This window comes from Hymenobacter roseosalivarius DSM 11622, assembly GCF_900176135.1.
In the GTDB taxonomy this organism is placed as follows: Bacteria; Bacteroidota; Bacteroidia; order Cytophagales; family Hymenobacteraceae; genus Hymenobacter; species Hymenobacter roseosalivarius.
This window is the reverse complement of the sequence record NZ_FWWW01000068.1, coordinates 18,263-35,963: the sequence shown is the minus strand read 5'-3', so window position 1 is coordinate 35,963 and position 17,701 is coordinate 18,263. Positions and strand designations below refer to the sequence as shown.

Sequence of the window (17,701 nt, the reverse complement as noted above, 5' to 3'; positions counted from 1 at the left end):
GAAAAAATGGTCCTTACGTAATAATAAGGACCATTTTTTTGCTCTTTGCGCACAAAAAAGCAGCCACATTATGAGGAGGCTGCTTTTTATTTTAAGCGTTGAAGCAATTCATCGGATTACCAGCTTACGCATTTCGCTGGCGTTGTCCGATTCGAGCTTTACGTAGTAAAGACCGCTGGCAAACCTACTTAGGTCGAGGGTTTTAGTGAAACGGCCATTCAGCTCGGTCAGCGATTCGCGGTAAATCACGGAGCCGATAACGTTCAGAATACGCAACTCTGTTTTACGGCCATTGAAGCCATTGATATCGATATGCACGATACCAGTGCTGGGATTGGGATACACCAATACATTTTTTTCATCCGCGGTCGGACGGCTAGATGCAGTAGGACTGGCGGGCTGAGCCGTGGCAGTGGGCACGCTGGCTCCCAGCGGACCGAGTACCAAAGCGCAGAAACACAATAATAAGCGTAGAGTTTTCATCATATCAGACCGTTAGGCGATTGGCGCGTCGGTTAAATTTCTTAACGTCAGACACTCAATTAGGTTTGCAAAGGTAGCATCGCAATTTTAACAAGGTACATAAAATATAACTTATCTTCTATAAATAAAGGCGTCGACGCTGTTTTTCACCATTTTATCTTTAAAAAAAAATTGGACGTTCTCATTATCGGCGGGGGGGTAGGTGGACTGACGGCAGCGCTGGATTTAATTGGCCGGGGGCACCACGTCACGGTGGTGGAGCGCAAGCGCTACCCATTTCACAAGGTCTGCGGCGAATATGTATCCAACGAGGTACTGCCTTACCTGCGGCGGCTCGGCGTAGATCCGGCGGCGCTTGGGCCCGCTTCCATCACGCAGTTCCTGCTCAGTTCACCAGCGGGCCGCACGCTCACCGTTCCGCTCGATCTGGGCGGCTTTGGGGTGAGTCGCTATACGCTGGATTATTTCCTGTATCAGCAGGCCCAGGTGCGGGGTGTGGAGTTTCATCAGGGAGCCACCGTCACGGATGTCGCATTCGTCGATGACCAGCACCGCATAACGCTGGCCGACGGCCGTGTTTTACAGGCCCGCGTCGTGCTGGGCGCGTACGGTAAGCGCGCCAACCTCGACCGCCAGCTGCAACGACCTTTTTTCACCCAACGCTCGCCTTATCTGGGCGTGAAATACCACCTGCGCCTCGATTTCCCGCGCAACCTGATTGCCCTGCACAACTTCGCCGACGGGTACGCGGGCATCTCGGCCATTGAAGAAGATAAATACTGCTTCTGCTACCTCACTACTCGCCAGAACCTGAAGAAGCACGGCACTATTCCGGCCATGGAAGAGCAGGTGTTGGCCCGCAACCCGCGACTGGGGAGCATTTTGCGCGAGGCCGAGTTTCTCTATCCACAGCCGGAGGTTATCAACGAGATTTCCTTCGCGCCCAAAAACTGCGTGGAAAACCATATCCTGATGTGCGGCGACGCAGCCGGCCTCATTACGCCGCTTTGCGGCAACGGCATGGCTATGGCCATTCACGGAGCGCAGATTGCCAGTGCGCACGTCCACGATTTTCTGGCGGGCCGCACCACCCGCGCCACCCTGGAGGCCCATTACCAACGTGACTGGCAAACGCACTTGGGGGGGCGTTTGCGGGTGGGTCGGGCCGTGCAGGGCTTGTTTGGCAGGTCCTTCCTGAGTGAAGCGGCCGTAGGCGGCTTGCGGTACTGGCCGGGGGCCGTGCGCGGCCTTATGCGCCGCACGCACGGGGAAATATTTTAAAGCCGATTAGTGGTTAAAAAGCAAGCGGGGGTGATCCGGAAAACCCAATTTCTTACCTCCTGCGTAAGCATAGCTAAGCTCTCTGATGGAGCTTGTAATCTGGCAAAAACTTGCACCGGCGACGCGGCAGTAATTTGCGTATACTTCCCTTAATGAGCAGCTACCTGTGTGCCATCGGCACGGCCAACCCTACCCATGTTATTCCGCAGCCCCAAATCGCCACTTTTATGGCCGAGGCCCTGCAACTCGATCACCAGGAGGCGCGCAAGCTGCGAGCCCTCTACCGCGTAACGGGGATTGGCCAACGCTACTCTGTCCTGGCTGATTATAGCCGACCCAACGGAGAGTTTGAGTTTTTCCCTAACACGCCTGATTTAGAACCTTTTCCGTCGGTGGGACAACGCATGACCGTGTACCGGCAGTGCGCCCTGCCGTTGTCGGTGCGGGCAGCTCAGGACTGCTTGCGGCAGGTGCCGGAGGTTACGCTGGCTAGCATCACGCATTTGATTACGGTAAGCTGCACGGGCATGTACGCGCCGGGCCTGGATCTGGAGTTGGTTCAAACCCTGGGTTTGCGGCCAAATGTGCAGCGTACCTGCGTCAATTTTATGGGTTGCTACGCGGCCTTCAACGCCCTGAAGCTAGCCGATGCCTTCTGCCGGGCTGATGCCAACGCCAACGTGCTCATCGTGAGTACGGAGCTGTGTACCATTCACTTCCAGAAAAATCGGGAGGAAGACCATTTGGTATCCAATGCCTTATTTGGCGATGGTTCGGCGGCGGTGCTGGTGCGGGCCGTGCCAGCAGCGGAAGGTGCGAGCTTAGAGCTGGCGGCTTTTCACTGCGGCATCGAGCCTAACGGGCACGCCGATATGGCCTGGCACATCAACGACTTTGGCTTTGAGATGACCTTATCGTCGTATGTGCCGCGCCTCATCCAAAAGGGTATCCGTGAGCTGACAGATGGGCTGCTCGAAAACCTGCCCATTCAGCTACCAGATATTCAGCACTTCGCCATTCATCCCGGCGGGCGCAGGATTCTGGAAACCATAGAGCAGGAGCTGGGCCTGACTACCCACGACAACCGCTTCGCCTACCAGGTGCTGCGCGACTACGGCAATATGTCGTCGGCGACGGTACTATTTGTGCTGCACGAGCTGCTTCAGTCGCTCACGAAAGCTGATCAGGAAGCGCCGGTGCTGAGCTTTGCCTTCGGGCCGGGGCTAACGCTGGAGGCCATGCTGCTGAAGGTGGCTTTTGGGAATAACTAAACTGCGCAAAGACAACCGAAAAAAGCCCCCCCAGCCGCATGAACCTTCGCCAGCGCGCCACCGAGTCCGAACTCATGGACGACCTGACCCTGGCCTCCGACGCGCTACGGCAGAATCTGGACGAGCTGGAGTTGATCAATACTCGCTTGGGCGGCTACGGGGTGGTGACGGATGCACTGGCTCGGCTGCGCGCAAAAATGCCCCCCAGACGTCCCCTGCGCCTCGCCGACCTGGGCAGCGGCGGTGGCGATACGCTGCGCCACATAGCGCGCTGGGCGCGCAAACGCCACCTGCCAGTAGAACTGGTCGGCATTGATGCCAACCGGTTTATGCTGGACTATGCCACCGAGAAAAGTCAGGCTTACCCCGAAATCAGCTTTCAACAGCAGGATATTTTCGCGCCGGAGTTTCGGGCCCAGCATTTTGATGTGATTACGTGCAGTTTATTCTGCCACCATTTCACGGATGCTGAGCTGGCCCGCCTGCTGCGCCAATTGCGCCAGCAGGCGGGCGTGGCAGTGATTATCAACGATTTGCACCGGCATCCGGTGGCTTATTATAGCATTAAGTGGCTTACGCGTTTGTTTCGGGGCTCGTATCTGGTGCAGAATGACGCGCCCTTGTCCGTGGCGCGGGCATTTACCAAACCTGATTGGCAGCGCATTCTGCAGCAGGCAGGCATCGAAAAATACGAGCTGAGCTGGCGCTGGGCATTTCGGTGGCAGGTGGTTATCTGATAAAAGCCTTAAAACTTGTAGAGACGCGTATTCGCGTCTAATCGCCGCGGTCGTTGTTTAGGCTAAATGGCGCAGGTTCGGTTGTCCAACGATTAGACGCGAATATGCGTCTCTACAACATAGGCAGCTAAAAATAAACCTCCTGCAGTAGTCGAAATGTATTAGCGTGGGCCTCCACGATGTCGGCGAGGCGCTCGGAGTAGCCGCCGCCCATGCACACCACTACCGGCAGCTGATGGCGGTGACAGAGTTCGAGCACGAGCTGGTCGCGCTGGCGGCAGCCTTGGCGGGTGAGGGCAAGATGACCAAGCTTGTCGGTGGCCAGCACATCGACGCCGGCTAAGTAGAACACGAAGTCGGGTCGCACCTCATCCAGCAGGCGCGGCAGCGTATCGGCGAGCAGCTTCAGGTAAGTGGCGTCGTTGGTTTGGTCGGCCAGGGGCAGGTCGAGGTCCGATTGCTCTTTGCGGTGCGGGTAGTTGCGGGCCCCGTGCATGCTGAAGGTAAATACGCGCGGCTCGTGCTGAAAAATAGCGGCCGTACCGTTCCCCTGATGCACATCAAGATCCACGATGAGCACTTTCTGAACGCTTGGCTCATGCGCCAGCAAGTAGTTGGCCGCTGCGGCCTGGTCGTTGAGCAGGCAAAAACCTTCGCCCCGATCAGCGAATGCGTGGTGGGTGCCGCCGGCTACATTAGCCGCTACGCCGTGGCGCAAGGCCCGGCGCGCGCACTCAATGGTGCCGCCCAGAATCGTGACTTCGCGCGCTATCAGTTGCTCCGACCACGGAAAGCCGGTGGCCCGCTCTTCCTGGCGCGTAAGCTGCCCCAGGCGCAGACGGCGGTAATAATCAGGCGTATGCGTGCGTAGAATCTCGATTGCCGCAGGCGGCTGGGGGGCAAATAAATTGGCTTCCGTAATGGTGCCTTCGCGCAGGAGCTGCTCGGGCAGCAGCTCGTATTTGAGCATCGGGAAGCGGTGGCCGGTGGGCAGCGGGTGGGCGTAGAGCGGTGCCCAGGCAATGGAGAGCATGTGAAGTATTTAAGCCAGAACGTCATGCTGAGGCTACGAAGCATCTCGCGTGCTGATGCTGGATTAATAGCTCAACGAAACACGCGAGATGCTTCGTAGTCTCAGCATGACCGCCTAGTAAGGCAAATTCAACGGATTTGTTAGGGTTTGGGCACAAAAAAGCCCCGCTACACGTAGCGGGGCTCGGCTTTAAGTGGGGCATACTGGGCTCGAACCAGTGACCCCTACCTTGTCGAGGTAGTGCTCTGAACCAACTGAGCTAATACCCCAAAGCCAACTGGCGGCGGCCGGAAAGAGCCAAATATACACGTCTTGACTATTGGTGCTACTCGGTGAGGCAACAAAATTTTTCAACCTCCGCTGCGCAAGCGCGTAATCTGCAAGTGTAAAACCGGGCGTAGTACCTCTCAATTTGTTTTCTCTACAACCTAACCAGGGCTTTTTACTCGTCCGATTCACCTGTTTTGTCTTATGAAAAAATTATTCCTCCTCCTTACTTTCTGCGCCGCCCCCCTTGCTGTCTCCGCTCAGGATGGCCCCATCGGCGTGCGTTCTTCCACTGACTACGGCTTTGGTAGCAGCGACTCGCGTAACAACGGCTTCGGCATCAAGGCAGGCTTCAATCTGGCCGATTTGCGCGGCCAGGACAAAGACGCTTACCAGGACCTCGAAAGCCTCAAATCCTACCACGCTGGCGTGTACGCACAGTTTGCTTTCAACGAGAAGTTCTCCCTTCAGCCGGAGTTTTTGTTTTCTCGCAAAGGGTTTAATGCCCAGGCATTTGATCTAGTGACCGGCCAACCCGCTGGTAGCAAGGAGGAAACACGCCTTGATTACCTACAAGTGCCTATTCTGTTGGTTTACAACATCGTAGACAATATCAGTATTCATGCTGGCCCGCAAGTATCGCTGCTTGCGAATGCGAAGTACGCGGGCCGGGAGCGTAGTATCTCTGATGTGGGCCTAAATAGCCTAGAGTACGGCGTAATAGGGGGCGTAGAAGCCCGCGTAGGCCCGGCTCGTCTCGGTGCCCGCTACGACCTCGGTTTGGCTGACATTTATAATGACCCCCAGGACGCCGGTGCCGATGCGTACGACAACGTGAAAAACGGCGTGTTCCAGGTGTACCTGGGAATCGGCATTTCTAACTAATCAACCTCTTTTGCCCTTTCCAAAAAGGAAGCCCGCCCCGGCTTCCTTTTTTTGGGCCGTTATCTTGCCATTTGCCATGCCACTTACCACTCTCCTGCTCGCCCTCCCCGACCCTAGCGACGCTCTGACGCTGCTCAACCGGACCCGTGAGCTGCTGGCCGAGCGCGGCATGGGCATACTGGGAGCCTGGGCCCTGCTGAACCTGGTGGTGAGCGGCTATTTCGTAGCCCGCACTGATAAGCGCACCGAAGCCCACTACTTCCACCAGATGAACGTGGGCTGGAACCTGATAAATGCCGGGCTGGCCGTGTTCGGGCTACTCAGCGCCCACCCCAACCAAGTAGCCGGCATGACCTTGGCCGACAGTTTCACGGCTCAATTCAACTTCGAGAAAATCCTGCTCTTCAATACCGGCCTCGATGTGGCCTACGTAGCTACGGGCAGCTGGCTCCGCGCCCGCGCCGCATCTGCCGACCACCGGCCCGAGCGGCTGCTTGGGTTTGGGCGCTCCTTGTGGTTGCAGGGGGCTTTTTTGCTGATTTTTGATGTGTGCTTTTATTTCGTGTATCACCAACTCGCGGCCGATTTGCTGGCATTTCTTGACTAGCTGCCGTAGAGACGCGAATACGCGTCTCTACGGCGTTATGGTGAGTTACACAAAAAAGCCCCCTGGATCAGTTCCGGGAGGCTTTTTTAAACATCAGAAATTTGTATTACGGTTAGCGTGCAGCGTGTACGCCTTCCAGAATTTCCTCTACGATTTTCTTATTGAAAGCCGGAATATCATTCGGGTTGCGGCTGGTTATGAGACCTTTATCAACCACCACTTCGCTGTCTTCCCAAAGGGCGCCAGCGTTCTTCAGGTCAGTTTTGATGCTGGGGTAGCTGGTCATTTTCTTGCCGCGTACCAGGCCCGTTTCAATCAGGGTCCAGGGGCCGTGGCAGATGGCGGCTACTACTTTGCCCGAGTGCATAAACTCCGTCACGAAGTCTACTACTTTTTGCTCCACGCGTAGCTTGTCGGGGTTAATTTGCCCCCCAGGCAACACCAGCGCATCGTAGTCGTCCACGCGGGCATCACCGATGAGCTTGTCTACGCTCACTTTGTCGCCCCAGTTGTCTTTATCCCAGCCTTTAATAGAGCCGCTTTTCAGGGAAATAACGTGGGTTTCGGCGCCTTCATTCTCCAGATATTTCTTCGGCTCCTCCAGCTCCGACTGCTCGAAACCGTCGGTGGCAACAATGGCTATTTTCTTTCCTTTTAGTTTATCACTTCCAAATAATGACATGGTTTCTAGACCTTTAGAGTACACAATACACAAACAAAAAACCGGGCCGCGCAGGGCAGCTCCGGTTTAGGTTTAACGAAGAAAAAGCTCAACAGGTTATTCGGTGCTTTCCTTTTCGCCCCGCTCGCGCTTGAGTTGCTTGCGCACGTAACGCACGCGCTCATCGAAGCCATCTGGGTCGTATTCTACGTCTTCAATGTCGAGGGCATCGAGCATGTCCATCAGGGCGTCGGCGTGGTCGGTGCGGGTGGCGGTGCGCACATTTACGAAGGCCATTTCTGACCAAAGCAACGCCTTGAGGCGGGCGCCGTCCTCGCTCAGCATCTGCATTTCAACTACCAGGTTGGAGTTGTCGAAATGAATAAGCTGGGTGCGAATGAGCACTACTTCGCCGTGGTTGGCGGGGCGCAGATAGGCAATGTGGTGCTTGGTAATTACCCACCCAGCCTGCGACTCGCGGGCCAGCTCGCCTAGGTTCAGGGCATAATGCTGGGTGGTATGCTCTTCGCGGGCGTTGAGGAAATAGTCGAGGTAGCGGGCATTGTTGAGGTGGCCGAGCATATCGCAGTCCTGAAAGTGAATGCGGTGCGTGGTTTCGGGCGTGCGGACCAAGGTTGAGTTAGAGGCCATAAACGAAGCGTGATAATAGCTTGTCAGGTATTTAGAAATATGAAAACCGCGCGGCCTTAGCCTTGCGGCTGGGGTGCGCTATCTGGGCCGGGCAGCAGAAACGAGTCGGCCACCACTTCGTGGGGGGCTTTTTTGCGAGCCTCCGTGGGGCTGTCAAACACGCTGAGTACGTGCTTATCGTCCAGTACGGCCATGCCCTCCGCTTTATCCTGCCCGGAAGTAGGCCCGTGGCCATGCGGCACATCGAAAAGGCGGTGCACCTTACCAGGTCCGATGAGGCTGTCCTGAGGCTGCACCAGGGCATTGGGCCAGCGGTACACGGCAATGGTGCCGTCGAGGTCCATTGTGGGGCCGGCCAGCATCAGAATATCCGAGCCGATCTGGCGCAATTCGCGCACGCCCATTCCATCCAGGTCCAGGAAGTGTTTTTTGTAATAGACCTGCTCGGCGCCTTTTATTTTATCGAGGCGCAGGCGGCCTTTCTTGTCCTCTTTGGGCAGCAGTTCCAAAACAATGGCCCAACCCCGGAGCACCGGCCCACGCAGCCCCACAAATAGCCGACCATCGGGCGCGGCCGCTAAGCCTTCAACATCAAAGCCGTTGTCTTTACCCGGGATCTTGATAAACGGCTTCAGGTGCGGGTCATCGGCCAGAAGATCGAACAGGTCGTTGGCGTTGCTGGTGCTGTGCAGTTGGGCCGCGCACAAGGTCTGGGAAGGGTCGGTGGGGTGCGGCGCTTCTTTGTGCAGCTCGTAGTTGCCGGTTTCGGCGTTCAGCACCAGCGGAATACGCGCCAGCAAATACCGGTTCGACTCTTCTTCGATCTTGGCTAAGCGAGCGATTTGCTTGGCCGTGTCCGTGTCTTTGTGGTCGGGCTTTTTTCGCTTCAGGCTATGCGAGCCAATTAGCCAGAGGTAGTTGTCAGCCTCGCCCATGCCTTCAATGTCAATCTCCTCATCTTCGTCCGAAGGCAGGTCGAGCAGGTCGGTTAGCTCATACGAGCAGTGCTCACCAAACGCGTGCGGCCCTATGAGGCGCAGGCGCTCGATAGTGGTGCGCTCGTCGCAGCTTAGCCAGAGGTTATCGCCGGTACGCAGCACCGTGGAGAGGCCGTCGCGCACGTGCTTTTTGTCGGTGTTGTAGCTGAGCTTGGGAGTGAAATGGAGAGTGTAGGATTGGCGGCGCACAACTAGGGGGAAATAGTAAGTGATGTGCAAACGAAGCCGCCCCAGTAAGAGTTTTGCCCCCCACGCTTAGCCACTACCCATCAGCCAACGCTTACGCGTGCCCTACGACTTTTTCTTCTCGTCCTCGGCCGGCGGGCCCAGCACTTTCACCTTGTCTTCCTTGCTCAGCCCCGATACGATTTCGACGTTGATGCCATCCGATAAGCCCGTCTTAATCATGCGCTTCTGGAACTGCTGGGGGGCTTTTTCTATCTCCACAAACACGCTGTCTTTGTTCACCTTACCAAACTGCAGCAGGCTTTCGCGAATGGCCAGCACGTCGTCGCGGCGGCCCAGCACGATGTCGCCGTTGGCCGAGTAGTTGGCTCTGAGGAACTGGCCTGGCTTGAGGTTGAGGCGGGCGCGCACCTGAAACTTGATGGCGCCTTCTTCCAGCACGCCTTTAGGGGCAATGTATTCGAGCGTGGCCGGAAACGCCTGGTTCTCCAGCGCGCCGATGGTTAGGTTCAGGTCCATGCCCTCGCGCACTTTGCCCACTTCGCTCTCGTCGATTTTGCCCTCAAACACGAGGCTTTTCATGTCGGCTACGGAGGCGATGGTCGTGCCTTCGTTGAAGTTGTTGCGCTCCACCACGGAGGCGCCCACTTTAATCGGCACATCCAACAGCAGCCCGGTGATGGTAGAACGCACCAGATTCAGCGAGCCGCCGGTGTTGCGCGAGGCGCCGCGCTGGGCAATCTGGAGGTTGCTCTCGGCCGCGTCCAAAACCTGCTTTTTCGCCCGATAATCATTCAGGAAGCGTAAATATTCCTGCTGGGCAATCACCTTTTGATCATAAAGCTTTTGCTGCCTATCCAAGTCCATTTTACTGGTTTCTAGTGCAATGCGTGCAGCCTGAATGCCGGTTTGGGCGCTGTTGACGCTGGTGGCGTTAGCCACGGTGCGAATACGGGCAATGAGCTGACCCTCCTTCACCGGCTGCCCCGCCTCCACGTACAGCTCCTCCACAATTCCCGATACCTGAGGCTTAATAAGGACTTCCCGGCGCGGCACGATGCTGCCCGTGGCCACCGTTTTCTTCACAATATCAGCGACGAAGGGCTGCTCTGTTTTGTACACGACGGGGTCCACGTTGGCCTGGCGGTAGAAGTAGTAGCCCAACCAGCTGAAACCAGCCAACAGCAGTAACACTAAGAGAGCGAGGAAGAAGCGTTTCATGGGTATTTGTGTTGGGTTTGTTGTTCTGGTGAAGGCCTCAACCCCTAGCCCCTTCTCTTCGGGAGAAGGGGCTAGGGGTTGAGGCAAACTACTCATCCTTTAAAGCCACCACCGGCTGCACGCGGGCGGCAATACTGGCGGGCACCAGTCCGGCCAGGGTCCCGGCCGAAACCAGCAGCCCGATAGCCGTCAGGGCCACGCCGACATCCACCTGCGGATTGGCAAAAAAGCTCGTCTGCTGGCCGGCAATGAGGTGGCTGATGCCCGCCATCAGCGCGGTGCCGGCCAGCAGCCCCACCATACCAGCCGCGGCCGTCAGCACGATGCTTTCCTGAACAATCAGGCTCACGATGCTCCAGGGCGTGGCACCCAGCGCCTTGCGAATGCCAATTTCCTTGGTTCGCTCCTTCACCACGATCAGCATGATGTTGCTCACGCCGATAATGCCGGCCAAAATGGTCCCGATGCTCACCAGCCAGCTAAAGCCCGAAATACCCGTGAACAGGCCCTGCACGCGAGCATATTCCTCCTCCACATTGGCCGAGCCGAACGCACGGTCGTCGGTGGGCGCTACTTTGTGCTGGCGCCGCAGCACTTCTTTCACCTTGGTTTCCACAACTGCCGCCGGAATGCCGGGCTTTGGGATGAAGGCGAAGTAATCCACCTTATTCACTTGGTTGAAAGCAATTTGCAGCGTAGTCAGCGGGACAAAGATGGTCTGCGCATCCTGCTGGGCTTCCTCAGGCCGGCCGCTACCCTTGAACACGCCCACCACGCGGAAGTAGATACCCTTGATGTTGATATACTTACCCATTGGGTTAGCTCCCATAAAGAGCACAGCCACCACCCGGTCGCCGATAATGGCCACCTTGCGCCGCTCCCGGATGTCCGTTTCATTCACGAAGCGGCCCTGCTGCAAATCCATGGCCTGCACGGCGGGGTAGCCGGGGTACTCGCCCTTTACCGTAAATGCCCCGCTTTTTGGCGGCACCTGCACCGTAAACGTGCCATGAAGCTCGCAGCGAGGCAATATGAAAGCGGCCTCAGGCACCTGGCGCTCAATGGCCCGCACGTCGTCGTTGGTGAGCTGAATAAACCGGCCCGCCTTCAGGCCCATGTAGGGCACGCTGGTGCGCTGGGTCCAAACGAAAACGGCGTTTTTGGCTACGTCGAACTCCTGCTCTACGCCGTTGCGAAAGCCCTTGCCCGCGCCCAGCAGCACTACCAGCATAAAAATCCCCCAGAACACGCCAAACGCCGTCAGCCCCGTGCGCAGCTTGTGCCGCCGCACGGTGCTCCAGATTTCGCTCCATTTATCAAGGTCGAACATGGGGGTTGGATGTAACACCAAGCTCCTGCTTGGCGAATCGTTGAATAATGCGTTGGGGGGCTTTTTGCAGCCGCCCCCAAGTATGCGCCAAGCTGGAGCTTGGTGTTACTCTGCTTTTAAGGCTTCAATAGGTTTCACATTGGCCGCTTTCATGGCGGGCACCAAACCGGCTATGGCACCGGCTATTACCAGCAGTATAATCGCGCTGACGGCCACCGTCACATCTACTTCCGGCCGGTCGAAGTAGGACGTAGTACCGCCAGCTTGATCGAGCGCGTAGCGCACTGCATCAAGCAACGCCACGCCGGCCAGCAGCCCCAAGTAGCCCGACAAGCCCGTGATGACCACCGACTCCTGCAGGATCATGCTGATAATGCTCCAGGGAGTAGCGCCCAGCGCCTTCCGCACCCCGATTTCGCGGGTGCGTTCCTGCACGATGATGAGCATGATGTTGCTGACACCAACTACGCCCGCTACCAGTGTAAGCACGCCAATTACCGATACAAATAGCTTAATACCAGTGAATAAACCCTGGAATCGCTGCACTTCCTCTTCATTATTCTCTAGGTCAAGAGCCTCCTTATCGGCAGGGTCGAACTTGTGGCGGGCCGCCAGCAGCACGCGCACCTGGTCTTCAACCTGCTTTACCGGAATACCCGGGCGCGTCGTCAGGCCCATAAGTTGCACCTGATTGTACTGATTAAACGTCGTTTGAAAGGTGCTAAATGGGGTGTAGGCCCGTTCCTCGTTGCGGCCCTGGTTTTGAGTGTTGGTGAAGGTGCCTACTATCTTGAAGAAAACGCCCTTCACCTGCACATACTGGCCCAAAGCCGGCTCATCGCCAAAGAGTACCTTGCGCACCTTTTCGCCCAGAATCATCACTTTGCGCCGCTCAATCACGTCCATCGGATTCAGCAGGCGGCCCGATTTGAGCACTTCACCGTTGAGCTCAAAGAAATCGGCGCTGGCCCCAAACACTTGGTAAGAGCCGTTTTTGGTGCCCCGCATAATGGTGTACTCGCCGAAAAGCCGGTTGCGGGTGGCCAGTAGCTCTACGCCATCTATCTGGCGGCGAATGGCATCCTGATCAACATTGGTGAGCTTGATTTCGCGGCCGGGCTTCAGGCCATTGTAGGGAATGGAGGTTTTTCCACCGCTGATATACAAGCTGTTGCGGGCGCCGGCACCAAACTCCTTGAAGATGCCATTCTCCATCCCTTTGCCCGCACCCAGCAGGAGCACCAGCATAAAAATGCCCCAAAACACCCCAAACGCAGTCAGGAAGGTGCGCAACTTGTTGCGGCGCATCGTGCCCAGAATTTCCTGCCATTTGTCGACGTCGAACACGGCTTTTGGTACTGCTTTATGAAGTGTTGAGGAGTTGAGTTGCCGGTGCCGCTAACGAGCCGACAGGCTACAGGCCGGGGGGCTTTTTCCGGCTTATTTGCAGCTCTGGCGCACTTTTTCCAGGCGCTGCATCACGTTTTTCACTACCGTTTCGTTGGTAGTATACAGCGGCAAGTCGAAGGTGGTGCCGCTGGCTTTTTTCTGGCTCTTTATCTTCAGGCTGTAGTAGGTCTGATCATCATCGTCGGTTTCCCGCTCGTAGCTCAGGCCCGTTACATCGGCCCAAGCAAAGTCCAGCTTCATTTCAAACATGCCATCCTTGAGCTTCACGCCCCAGCCCGATTCGCCCTTGCTGTAGCTCACCGATACCGGCTGCGACATTTGCACATCTGCCTTATTATCGCGGATTATCTGCTGGGCGTGGCAGCCACTGAGCACAAACTGCAAGTCCTGATTCGGCTTCTTGGGGTTGCGCATCAGTTGGGTTATCTGCTTGGACAAGACCTGCTTATCCACATTGCCGGACACGTTATTCGTGACCTGGGCCTGGGCGGCGCTAACCACTAGTAGCAGCACCCAAATCAGTAAGTTCTTTTTCATAGCTCGGAAAGGTTAGCTCGTTTGTTCTGAAAGGCAAGAAGTGGGCAGCTACGGTTACTTGGCTTAGCAAAGCCGCTCTTTCGTGGTGTTTATATTCTAACTGATGAAGCGCTGGGCCGCCAGCATCTCCTCATCCGTGCCTTGTTCATCATCTATCACCAGTCCATCGCGCACCCGGATCACGCGGTGGGTTTGGGCTGCAATGTCGTTTTCGTGGGTCACGATGATAACCGTCATGCCCTCGCGGTTTACCTGCTTGAAAATGTCCATCACCTCCTGGGTAGTATGCGTATCGAGGGCACCGGTGGGTTCGTCGGCCAAGATGAGCTTGGGTTGGCTAATGAGCGCACGGGCAATGGCCACGCGCTGTTTTTGCCCCCCAGACAGCTCGCTCGGCAAGTGGTCGGCGCGGTCGAGCAGGCCCACGCGGTCGAGGTACTCCAGCGCCATACGGTTGCGCTCGCGCCGGCTCATTTTCTGATAATAGAGCGGCAGCGCCACGTTTTCCATGGCGTTTTTGAAGCTCAGCAGATTAAACGACTGAAATACGAAGCCCAAAAACTGATTGCGGTACTGCGCGGCCCGCGTTTGGGAGAGGTTGCGGTCGATGCGGTTGCCGGCCAGTCGGTATTCCCCGCTGTCGTAGTCATCGAGTATTCCCAGGATGTTGAGCAAAGTACTTTTCCCCGACCCCGACGAGCCCATAATGCTCACCAGCTCTCCTTCCCGAATGTGCAAATCGATACCCTTAAGCACAGCTAACCGGTTGGGACCTACTGCATAACTTTTACGGATATCATGCAACTCAATCATGGCGCAGAGAGTAAAAATCAGGTTAAGTGCTAAACCTAGTAGCAGGCAATACAAAGTAGACTACTTTTATTTAGAATTCAAAGAATTTGTAGTATTAATTTTTGGATAAGCACTCATAACCAGCGTCTTTGCTTTTCTCTATTTGTATTCAGTAACACAAAAGATGCTTAGAATTGACCAACAGTTGCTTAGGAGGACCGAAGTGAAGATATCAGATCTAATATCTTCTCAAGATACTCTCAGTCAATCATTTGCAATTTTGTATATAACAACTTGCTAAGATCTTAGTAGAGAAAAAGCCCCCCAGCATGATGCTGGGGGGCTTTTTCTCTACTACATAAATAGGCGGTCATGCAGAGCGGAGCGAAGCATCTCGGTCGCTTCGTTGGTTTACTACTGCAACGACCGCAAGCGAGATGCTTTGCTCCGCTCTGTAAGACGGACGTTCGGTATTGGCTTTTTCTTATTGGCGATAATAGCCAGGGGTTTTTAGCGCCCACCGCCCGTTTTGCGGGACTGCATTTCGGCTTGCATTGCCCGCTTTTTGGTTTGATACTGCTGGTATTGAGTCGGCGTCAGCACCTGCTTTAATTGTCCTTCCGAGCGAGCATTGATGGCTTTTAGATCGGTTAACAGGGCCGTGCGATCGGCACCGTGCTTTTTCTGGGCATCGTTTACCTGCTCCACCGTAGAAGTCAGAATAGCGCGCACCTTCGCCTGCTGATCGGGGAGCAGTTTTAGCTCGTCGGTCATCACGTCGGTGAGGTCGCGGGCGGCGCGACGCTCTACGGGCGCAGCCGGGGCAGGTGCCGGGGCAGCGGTGGTCGTGGGAGCGTTGGGAATGTAGGCCTTTTTGCGACGGGCACAGCTAAACGTAGTGGCCACCAGTAAGGCCAAAGCAAGTAAGAAGGGGGCGGAACCCATGGGACAAAAAGTAGGAGTGTGCCCTGCATACGCGAAATAGCGGCAAATGGCCATATCCTCCCTCCTGCCACGGATAATTGCTTCAATCATAGGCCTCGAAGCCTACTCGCTAACGGCCAGCTGCTGACGCGTTTTTGCTCCGCTACCCACCAATCCAGCCTTTATTTGCTGGGCCGTATAGTGGGCCAGCGCCATAATCGTCAGCATCGGATTTACGCCACTACAGGCCGGAAAGGCCGAGCCATCGGCTACATAGAGGTGGCTTACCTCGTAGGTTTCGCCGCTGGGCGCCAGCGGATGCGTTGCCCGCACGCCACCCATGCGGCAGGTGCTCATCTGGTGGGCACTGTAGAGGCTGAACTGGTTCGGTTTCCACCCCAGTTGCGGTAAATTATCCAGCACCTCCGGGTTTTGCACCACGCCATTCTGAGCGTAAAGCGTCGGTAAGGTACCGTGGGGCAAATACACTGTATGCGCCCCGGCTGCCACATGAATGTTGGCCGCCGCGCGCACACCCTGAAGCATGGAGTTGCGGTCGAATGGGCTAAGTACATAGTCGACCAAAGGGGCACCATGTTGATCAATAGTTACGCGGCCCCCGTCCCGGTCGCGGGTTAGCACGATGAAGTTGCCTAAGTGCGCGGCGTTGAGCATCAGCTGCTTGTGCTGCTCACCCGACCGCCACGGCAGCACCATCGCCATCAGGCCCGCGTGGGCGGGGGGCGTTTCCAGCTTCACGCCAAAGTTGGTGCCATTGAGGCGGGTAAAGCAGTCATTCACCACCGACATGCTCGGCCCGTGCCAGGAGTTCATCAGGTGCGAATACAACCCTGAAACGGCCACCGTGGGATGCAAATGCAGGTGTTGACCCAGATGTGGATGGTGTAACCCGCTGCGCAGGAGCAGCGCCGGGGTCTGAATAGCACCACCAGCTACCACCACGCGCCGCGCCCGCACCGTCACGCGCACGAGCTTACCATCGGCTGTGATGTGCACGGCTTCAGCGCCCGAGGCCTGACCAGTTCGCACCGTCACGCGCTCCACGCGGGTATCGGCCAGCAGGCGGGCACCGCAGGCAAAAGCCTGAGGCAAATAGGTATTCAGCGTGCCTTGCTTAATGCCGTACCGGTCGCCCAGGGTCGTGTAGCCCAGGCCCTGGAAGTGCGCGTCGGAGTCGGTGAGGCCTTTTTCATTCCGTGGAATTAGCTTGGTCGCTTGGCCTAGCTTGGCTGAGCCATCCTTCAGGGCTTGGTTCTGGCCGTTGTGGCGAGGGTAGTCGGTATTTACGCTCAGGGCGCGGGCCACGGCATCGAGACTGTTTTTAAACTCAGCAGACGTGAAGTGCGGCACCTGATGCTCGCGGGCCCATTCTTCCAGCACATAATCGGGAGTGCGGAACGAGCCGGCCCAGTTGACGGTGGTGCCGCCGCCCAGGCAGCTTCCAGCCAATAGAGCTACGCCGCCATCCTGGGTACTCAAGGCGCCGCGGGCATCGTAGAGCTGGCCCATCATGTCCACTTCGCGCTGAGTAAAGTCGCAGCCGTGGCAGTAGGGGCCTTTTTCGAGTACTAATACGCTATGGCCAGCAACCGCTAGCTCAGCGGCCACTACGCCGCCCCCGGCTCCGCTGCCAATTACCAGCACGTCGCAGTCGTAGGTCACGTCGGCTGTTGGGCGCAGGGTTTTCAGCGGCTTTTCGGTGCTTACCACTTCATCGGGCAGCGGGCCCGGATACCCCAGCGCCGCCCAGGTAGCATTGCTTTTTTCGGCCGACGACGAGCCGTAATACAGAAATGTCAGCAGTTTGCGGAGCGCGTGAAACCCTTTGCGCAGCTGGGGCACATTACTTCCCGCCCAACTCTGGAGCATCTGCTGACGCTGATCTGGCGTGAGGCGCACGAAGGGCTTGGGCGGCCCAAACCAGGTCAGGCCTAAAGCCGGGCTGTCCAGTAGCTTCAGCAACTGCCGAAACTCCTGCTGAGCAGCTTCGGGCTGAGCGGCAATGGCAGCCAAAGCTTTGTCTACATCTATACCCTGAGAGCCGCTTTGGGCCCAGAATTCTGCTTTCTCTGACTTGCCTTCAATGCCGGGGATAAAGGTATCGGCCAGGGCATGAAGCAGAGTGCGGTGGGCAGGCATAAGACTCATAATCAATTCAGAAGCAAACGGTTATTCACGCTGATTGCGGGTCTGAAAATATCGGTATTTTTTTCGTGATAGTCGGCATGCCGCGTAGTTTAAGATAAGAAGAGTAGCATAGCACAAGAGTTTTCAAGTCTGGATAAGGTGTAGAGACACATACTTATGTCTCGTCGTTAGCTTCCCTTACCTTCGGTTGCGGGCGTTGATTAGCTAACTAGCGCGGTTCCGCTTGTTCAACGACGAGGTATAAGTATGTGTCTCTAC

The 17,701-nt window shown here is 56.4% G+C and carries 17 protein-coding genes and 1 tRNA gene; 5 read left to right on the top strand and 13 right to left on the bottom strand.

Features of this window, described 5'->3' with window-relative positions; genetic code table 11:
* Positions 1–108: 108 nt before the first annotated feature.
* On the bottom strand, positions 109–486 hold the full coding sequence (locus tag B9A24_RS10520) for a T9SS type A sorting domain-containing protein (RefSeq protein ID WP_084445388.1): 378 nt from the start codon (positions 484–486) through the stop codon (positions 109–111).
* Between the two features lie 168 nt (positions 487–654).
* Between B9A24_RS10520 and B9A24_RS10515 the strand changes: the two genes are divergently transcribed.
* From B9A24_RS10515 to B9A24_RS10505, 3 genes are all read left to right on the top strand, one after another.
* Positions 655–1,764 carry an NAD(P)/FAD-dependent oxidoreductase gene (locus tag B9A24_RS10515; protein WP_084445386.1) on the top strand — a complete coding sequence of 370 codons (1,110 nt, stop codon included), beginning with the start codon at positions 655–657 and terminating at the stop codon, positions 1,762–1,764.
* Between the two features lie 152 nt (positions 1,765–1,916).
* Positions 1,917–3,035 (top strand): type III polyketide synthase, encoded by a 1,119-nt coding sequence (locus tag B9A24_RS10510; RefSeq protein ID WP_084445384.1) that lies wholly within the window; start codon positions 1,917–1,919, stop codon positions 3,033–3,035.
* A 38-nt stretch (positions 3,036–3,073) separates the two neighbouring features.
* The gene (locus B9A24_RS10505) at positions 3,074–3,772 is read left to right on the top strand and encodes a methyltransferase domain-containing protein (RefSeq protein WP_234997188.1); all 699 of its coding nucleotides are present in this window, start codon (positions 3,074–3,076) and stop codon (positions 3,770–3,772) included.
* Between the two features lie 127 nt (positions 3,773–3,899).
* On the opposite strand, the gene B9A24_RS10500 is transcribed toward B9A24_RS10505, so the two are convergent.
* On the bottom strand, positions 3,900–4,805 hold the full coding sequence (locus B9A24_RS10500) for a histone deacetylase family protein (RefSeq protein ID WP_084445382.1): 906 nt from the start codon (positions 4,803–4,805) through the stop codon (positions 3,900–3,902).
* Between the two features lie 194 nt (positions 4,806–4,999).
* A tRNA-Val gene (locus B9A24_RS10495) sits at positions 5,000–5,074 on the bottom strand.
* Positions 5,075–5,276: 202 nt separating this feature from the next.
* Here B9A24_RS10495 and B9A24_RS10490 point away from each other — a divergent pair.
* Both B9A24_RS10490 and B9A24_RS10485 read left to right on the top strand, forming a co-directional pair.
* Positions 5,277–5,957: a porin family protein gene (locus B9A24_RS10490; protein ID WP_084445380.1), complete on the top strand. Its 681-nt coding sequence runs from the start codon at positions 5,277–5,279 to the stop codon at positions 5,955–5,957.
* 76 nt (positions 5,958–6,033) lie between these two features.
* Positions 6,034–6,564, top strand: coding sequence for a DUF6992 family protein (locus tag B9A24_RS10485; RefSeq protein ID WP_084445378.1), 531 nt, complete (start codon positions 6,034–6,036; stop codon positions 6,562–6,564).
* Positions 6,565–6,676: 112 nt separating this feature from the next.
* On the opposite strand, the gene B9A24_RS10480 is transcribed toward B9A24_RS10485, so the two are convergent.
* The 10 genes from B9A24_RS10480 to B9A24_RS10435 form a co-directional block, all read right to left on the bottom strand.
* On the bottom strand, positions 6,677–7,246 hold the full coding sequence (locus tag B9A24_RS10480; RefSeq protein WP_084445376.1) for a type 1 glutamine amidotransferase domain-containing protein: 570 nt from the start codon (positions 7,244–7,246) through the stop codon (positions 6,677–6,679).
* A gap of 96 nt (positions 7,247–7,342) precedes the next feature.
* A complete protein-coding gene (locus B9A24_RS10475) occupies positions 7,343–7,876 on the bottom strand; it encodes an acyl-CoA thioesterase (protein WP_084445374.1) in 534 nt (177 codons plus the stop codon).
* 56 nt (positions 7,877–7,932) lie between these two features.
* Entirely contained in the window at positions 7,933–9,063 is a 1,131-nt protein-coding gene (locus B9A24_RS10470; RefSeq protein WP_084445492.1) for a DUF3616 domain-containing protein, read from the bottom strand.
* A 102-nt stretch (positions 9,064–9,165) separates the two neighbouring features.
* Positions 9,166–10,281, bottom strand: coding sequence for an efflux RND transporter periplasmic adaptor subunit (locus B9A24_RS10465; protein ID WP_084445372.1), 1,116 nt, complete (start codon positions 10,279–10,281; stop codon positions 9,166–9,168).
* An 88-nt stretch (positions 10,282–10,369) separates the two neighbouring features.
* The gene (locus B9A24_RS10460) at positions 10,370–11,611 is read right to left on the bottom strand and encodes an ABC transporter permease (protein ID WP_084445370.1); all 1,242 of its coding nucleotides are present in this window, start codon (positions 11,609–11,611) and stop codon (positions 10,370–10,372) included.
* 105 nt (positions 11,612–11,716) lie between these two features.
* Positions 11,717–12,958 carry an ABC transporter permease gene (locus B9A24_RS10455; protein WP_084445368.1) on the bottom strand — a complete coding sequence of 414 codons (1,242 nt, stop codon included), beginning with the start codon at positions 12,956–12,958 and terminating at the stop codon, positions 11,717–11,719.
* A 93-nt stretch (positions 12,959–13,051) separates the two neighbouring features.
* On the bottom strand, positions 13,052–13,558 hold the full coding sequence (locus B9A24_RS10450; RefSeq protein WP_084445367.1) for a hypothetical protein: 507 nt from the start codon (positions 13,556–13,558) through the stop codon (positions 13,052–13,054).
* Positions 13,559–13,654: 96 nt separating this feature from the next.
* Positions 13,655–14,371, bottom strand: coding sequence for an ABC transporter ATP-binding protein (locus B9A24_RS10445; RefSeq protein ID WP_084445365.1), 717 nt, complete (start codon positions 14,369–14,371; stop codon positions 13,655–13,657).
* A 489-nt stretch (positions 14,372–14,860) separates the two neighbouring features.
* Complete coding sequence (locus tag B9A24_RS10440) at positions 14,861–15,295, bottom strand: hypothetical protein (RefSeq protein ID WP_084445362.1); 435 nt, start codon at positions 15,293–15,295, stop codon at positions 14,861–14,863.
* 102 nt (positions 15,296–15,397) lie between these two features.
* Positions 15,398–17,443 carry a GMC family oxidoreductase N-terminal domain-containing protein gene (locus B9A24_RS10435; protein WP_084445360.1) on the bottom strand — a complete coding sequence of 682 codons (2,046 nt, stop codon included), beginning with the start codon at positions 17,441–17,443 and terminating at the stop codon, positions 15,398–15,400.
* Between the last annotated feature and the right edge of the window lie 258 nt (positions 17,444–17,701).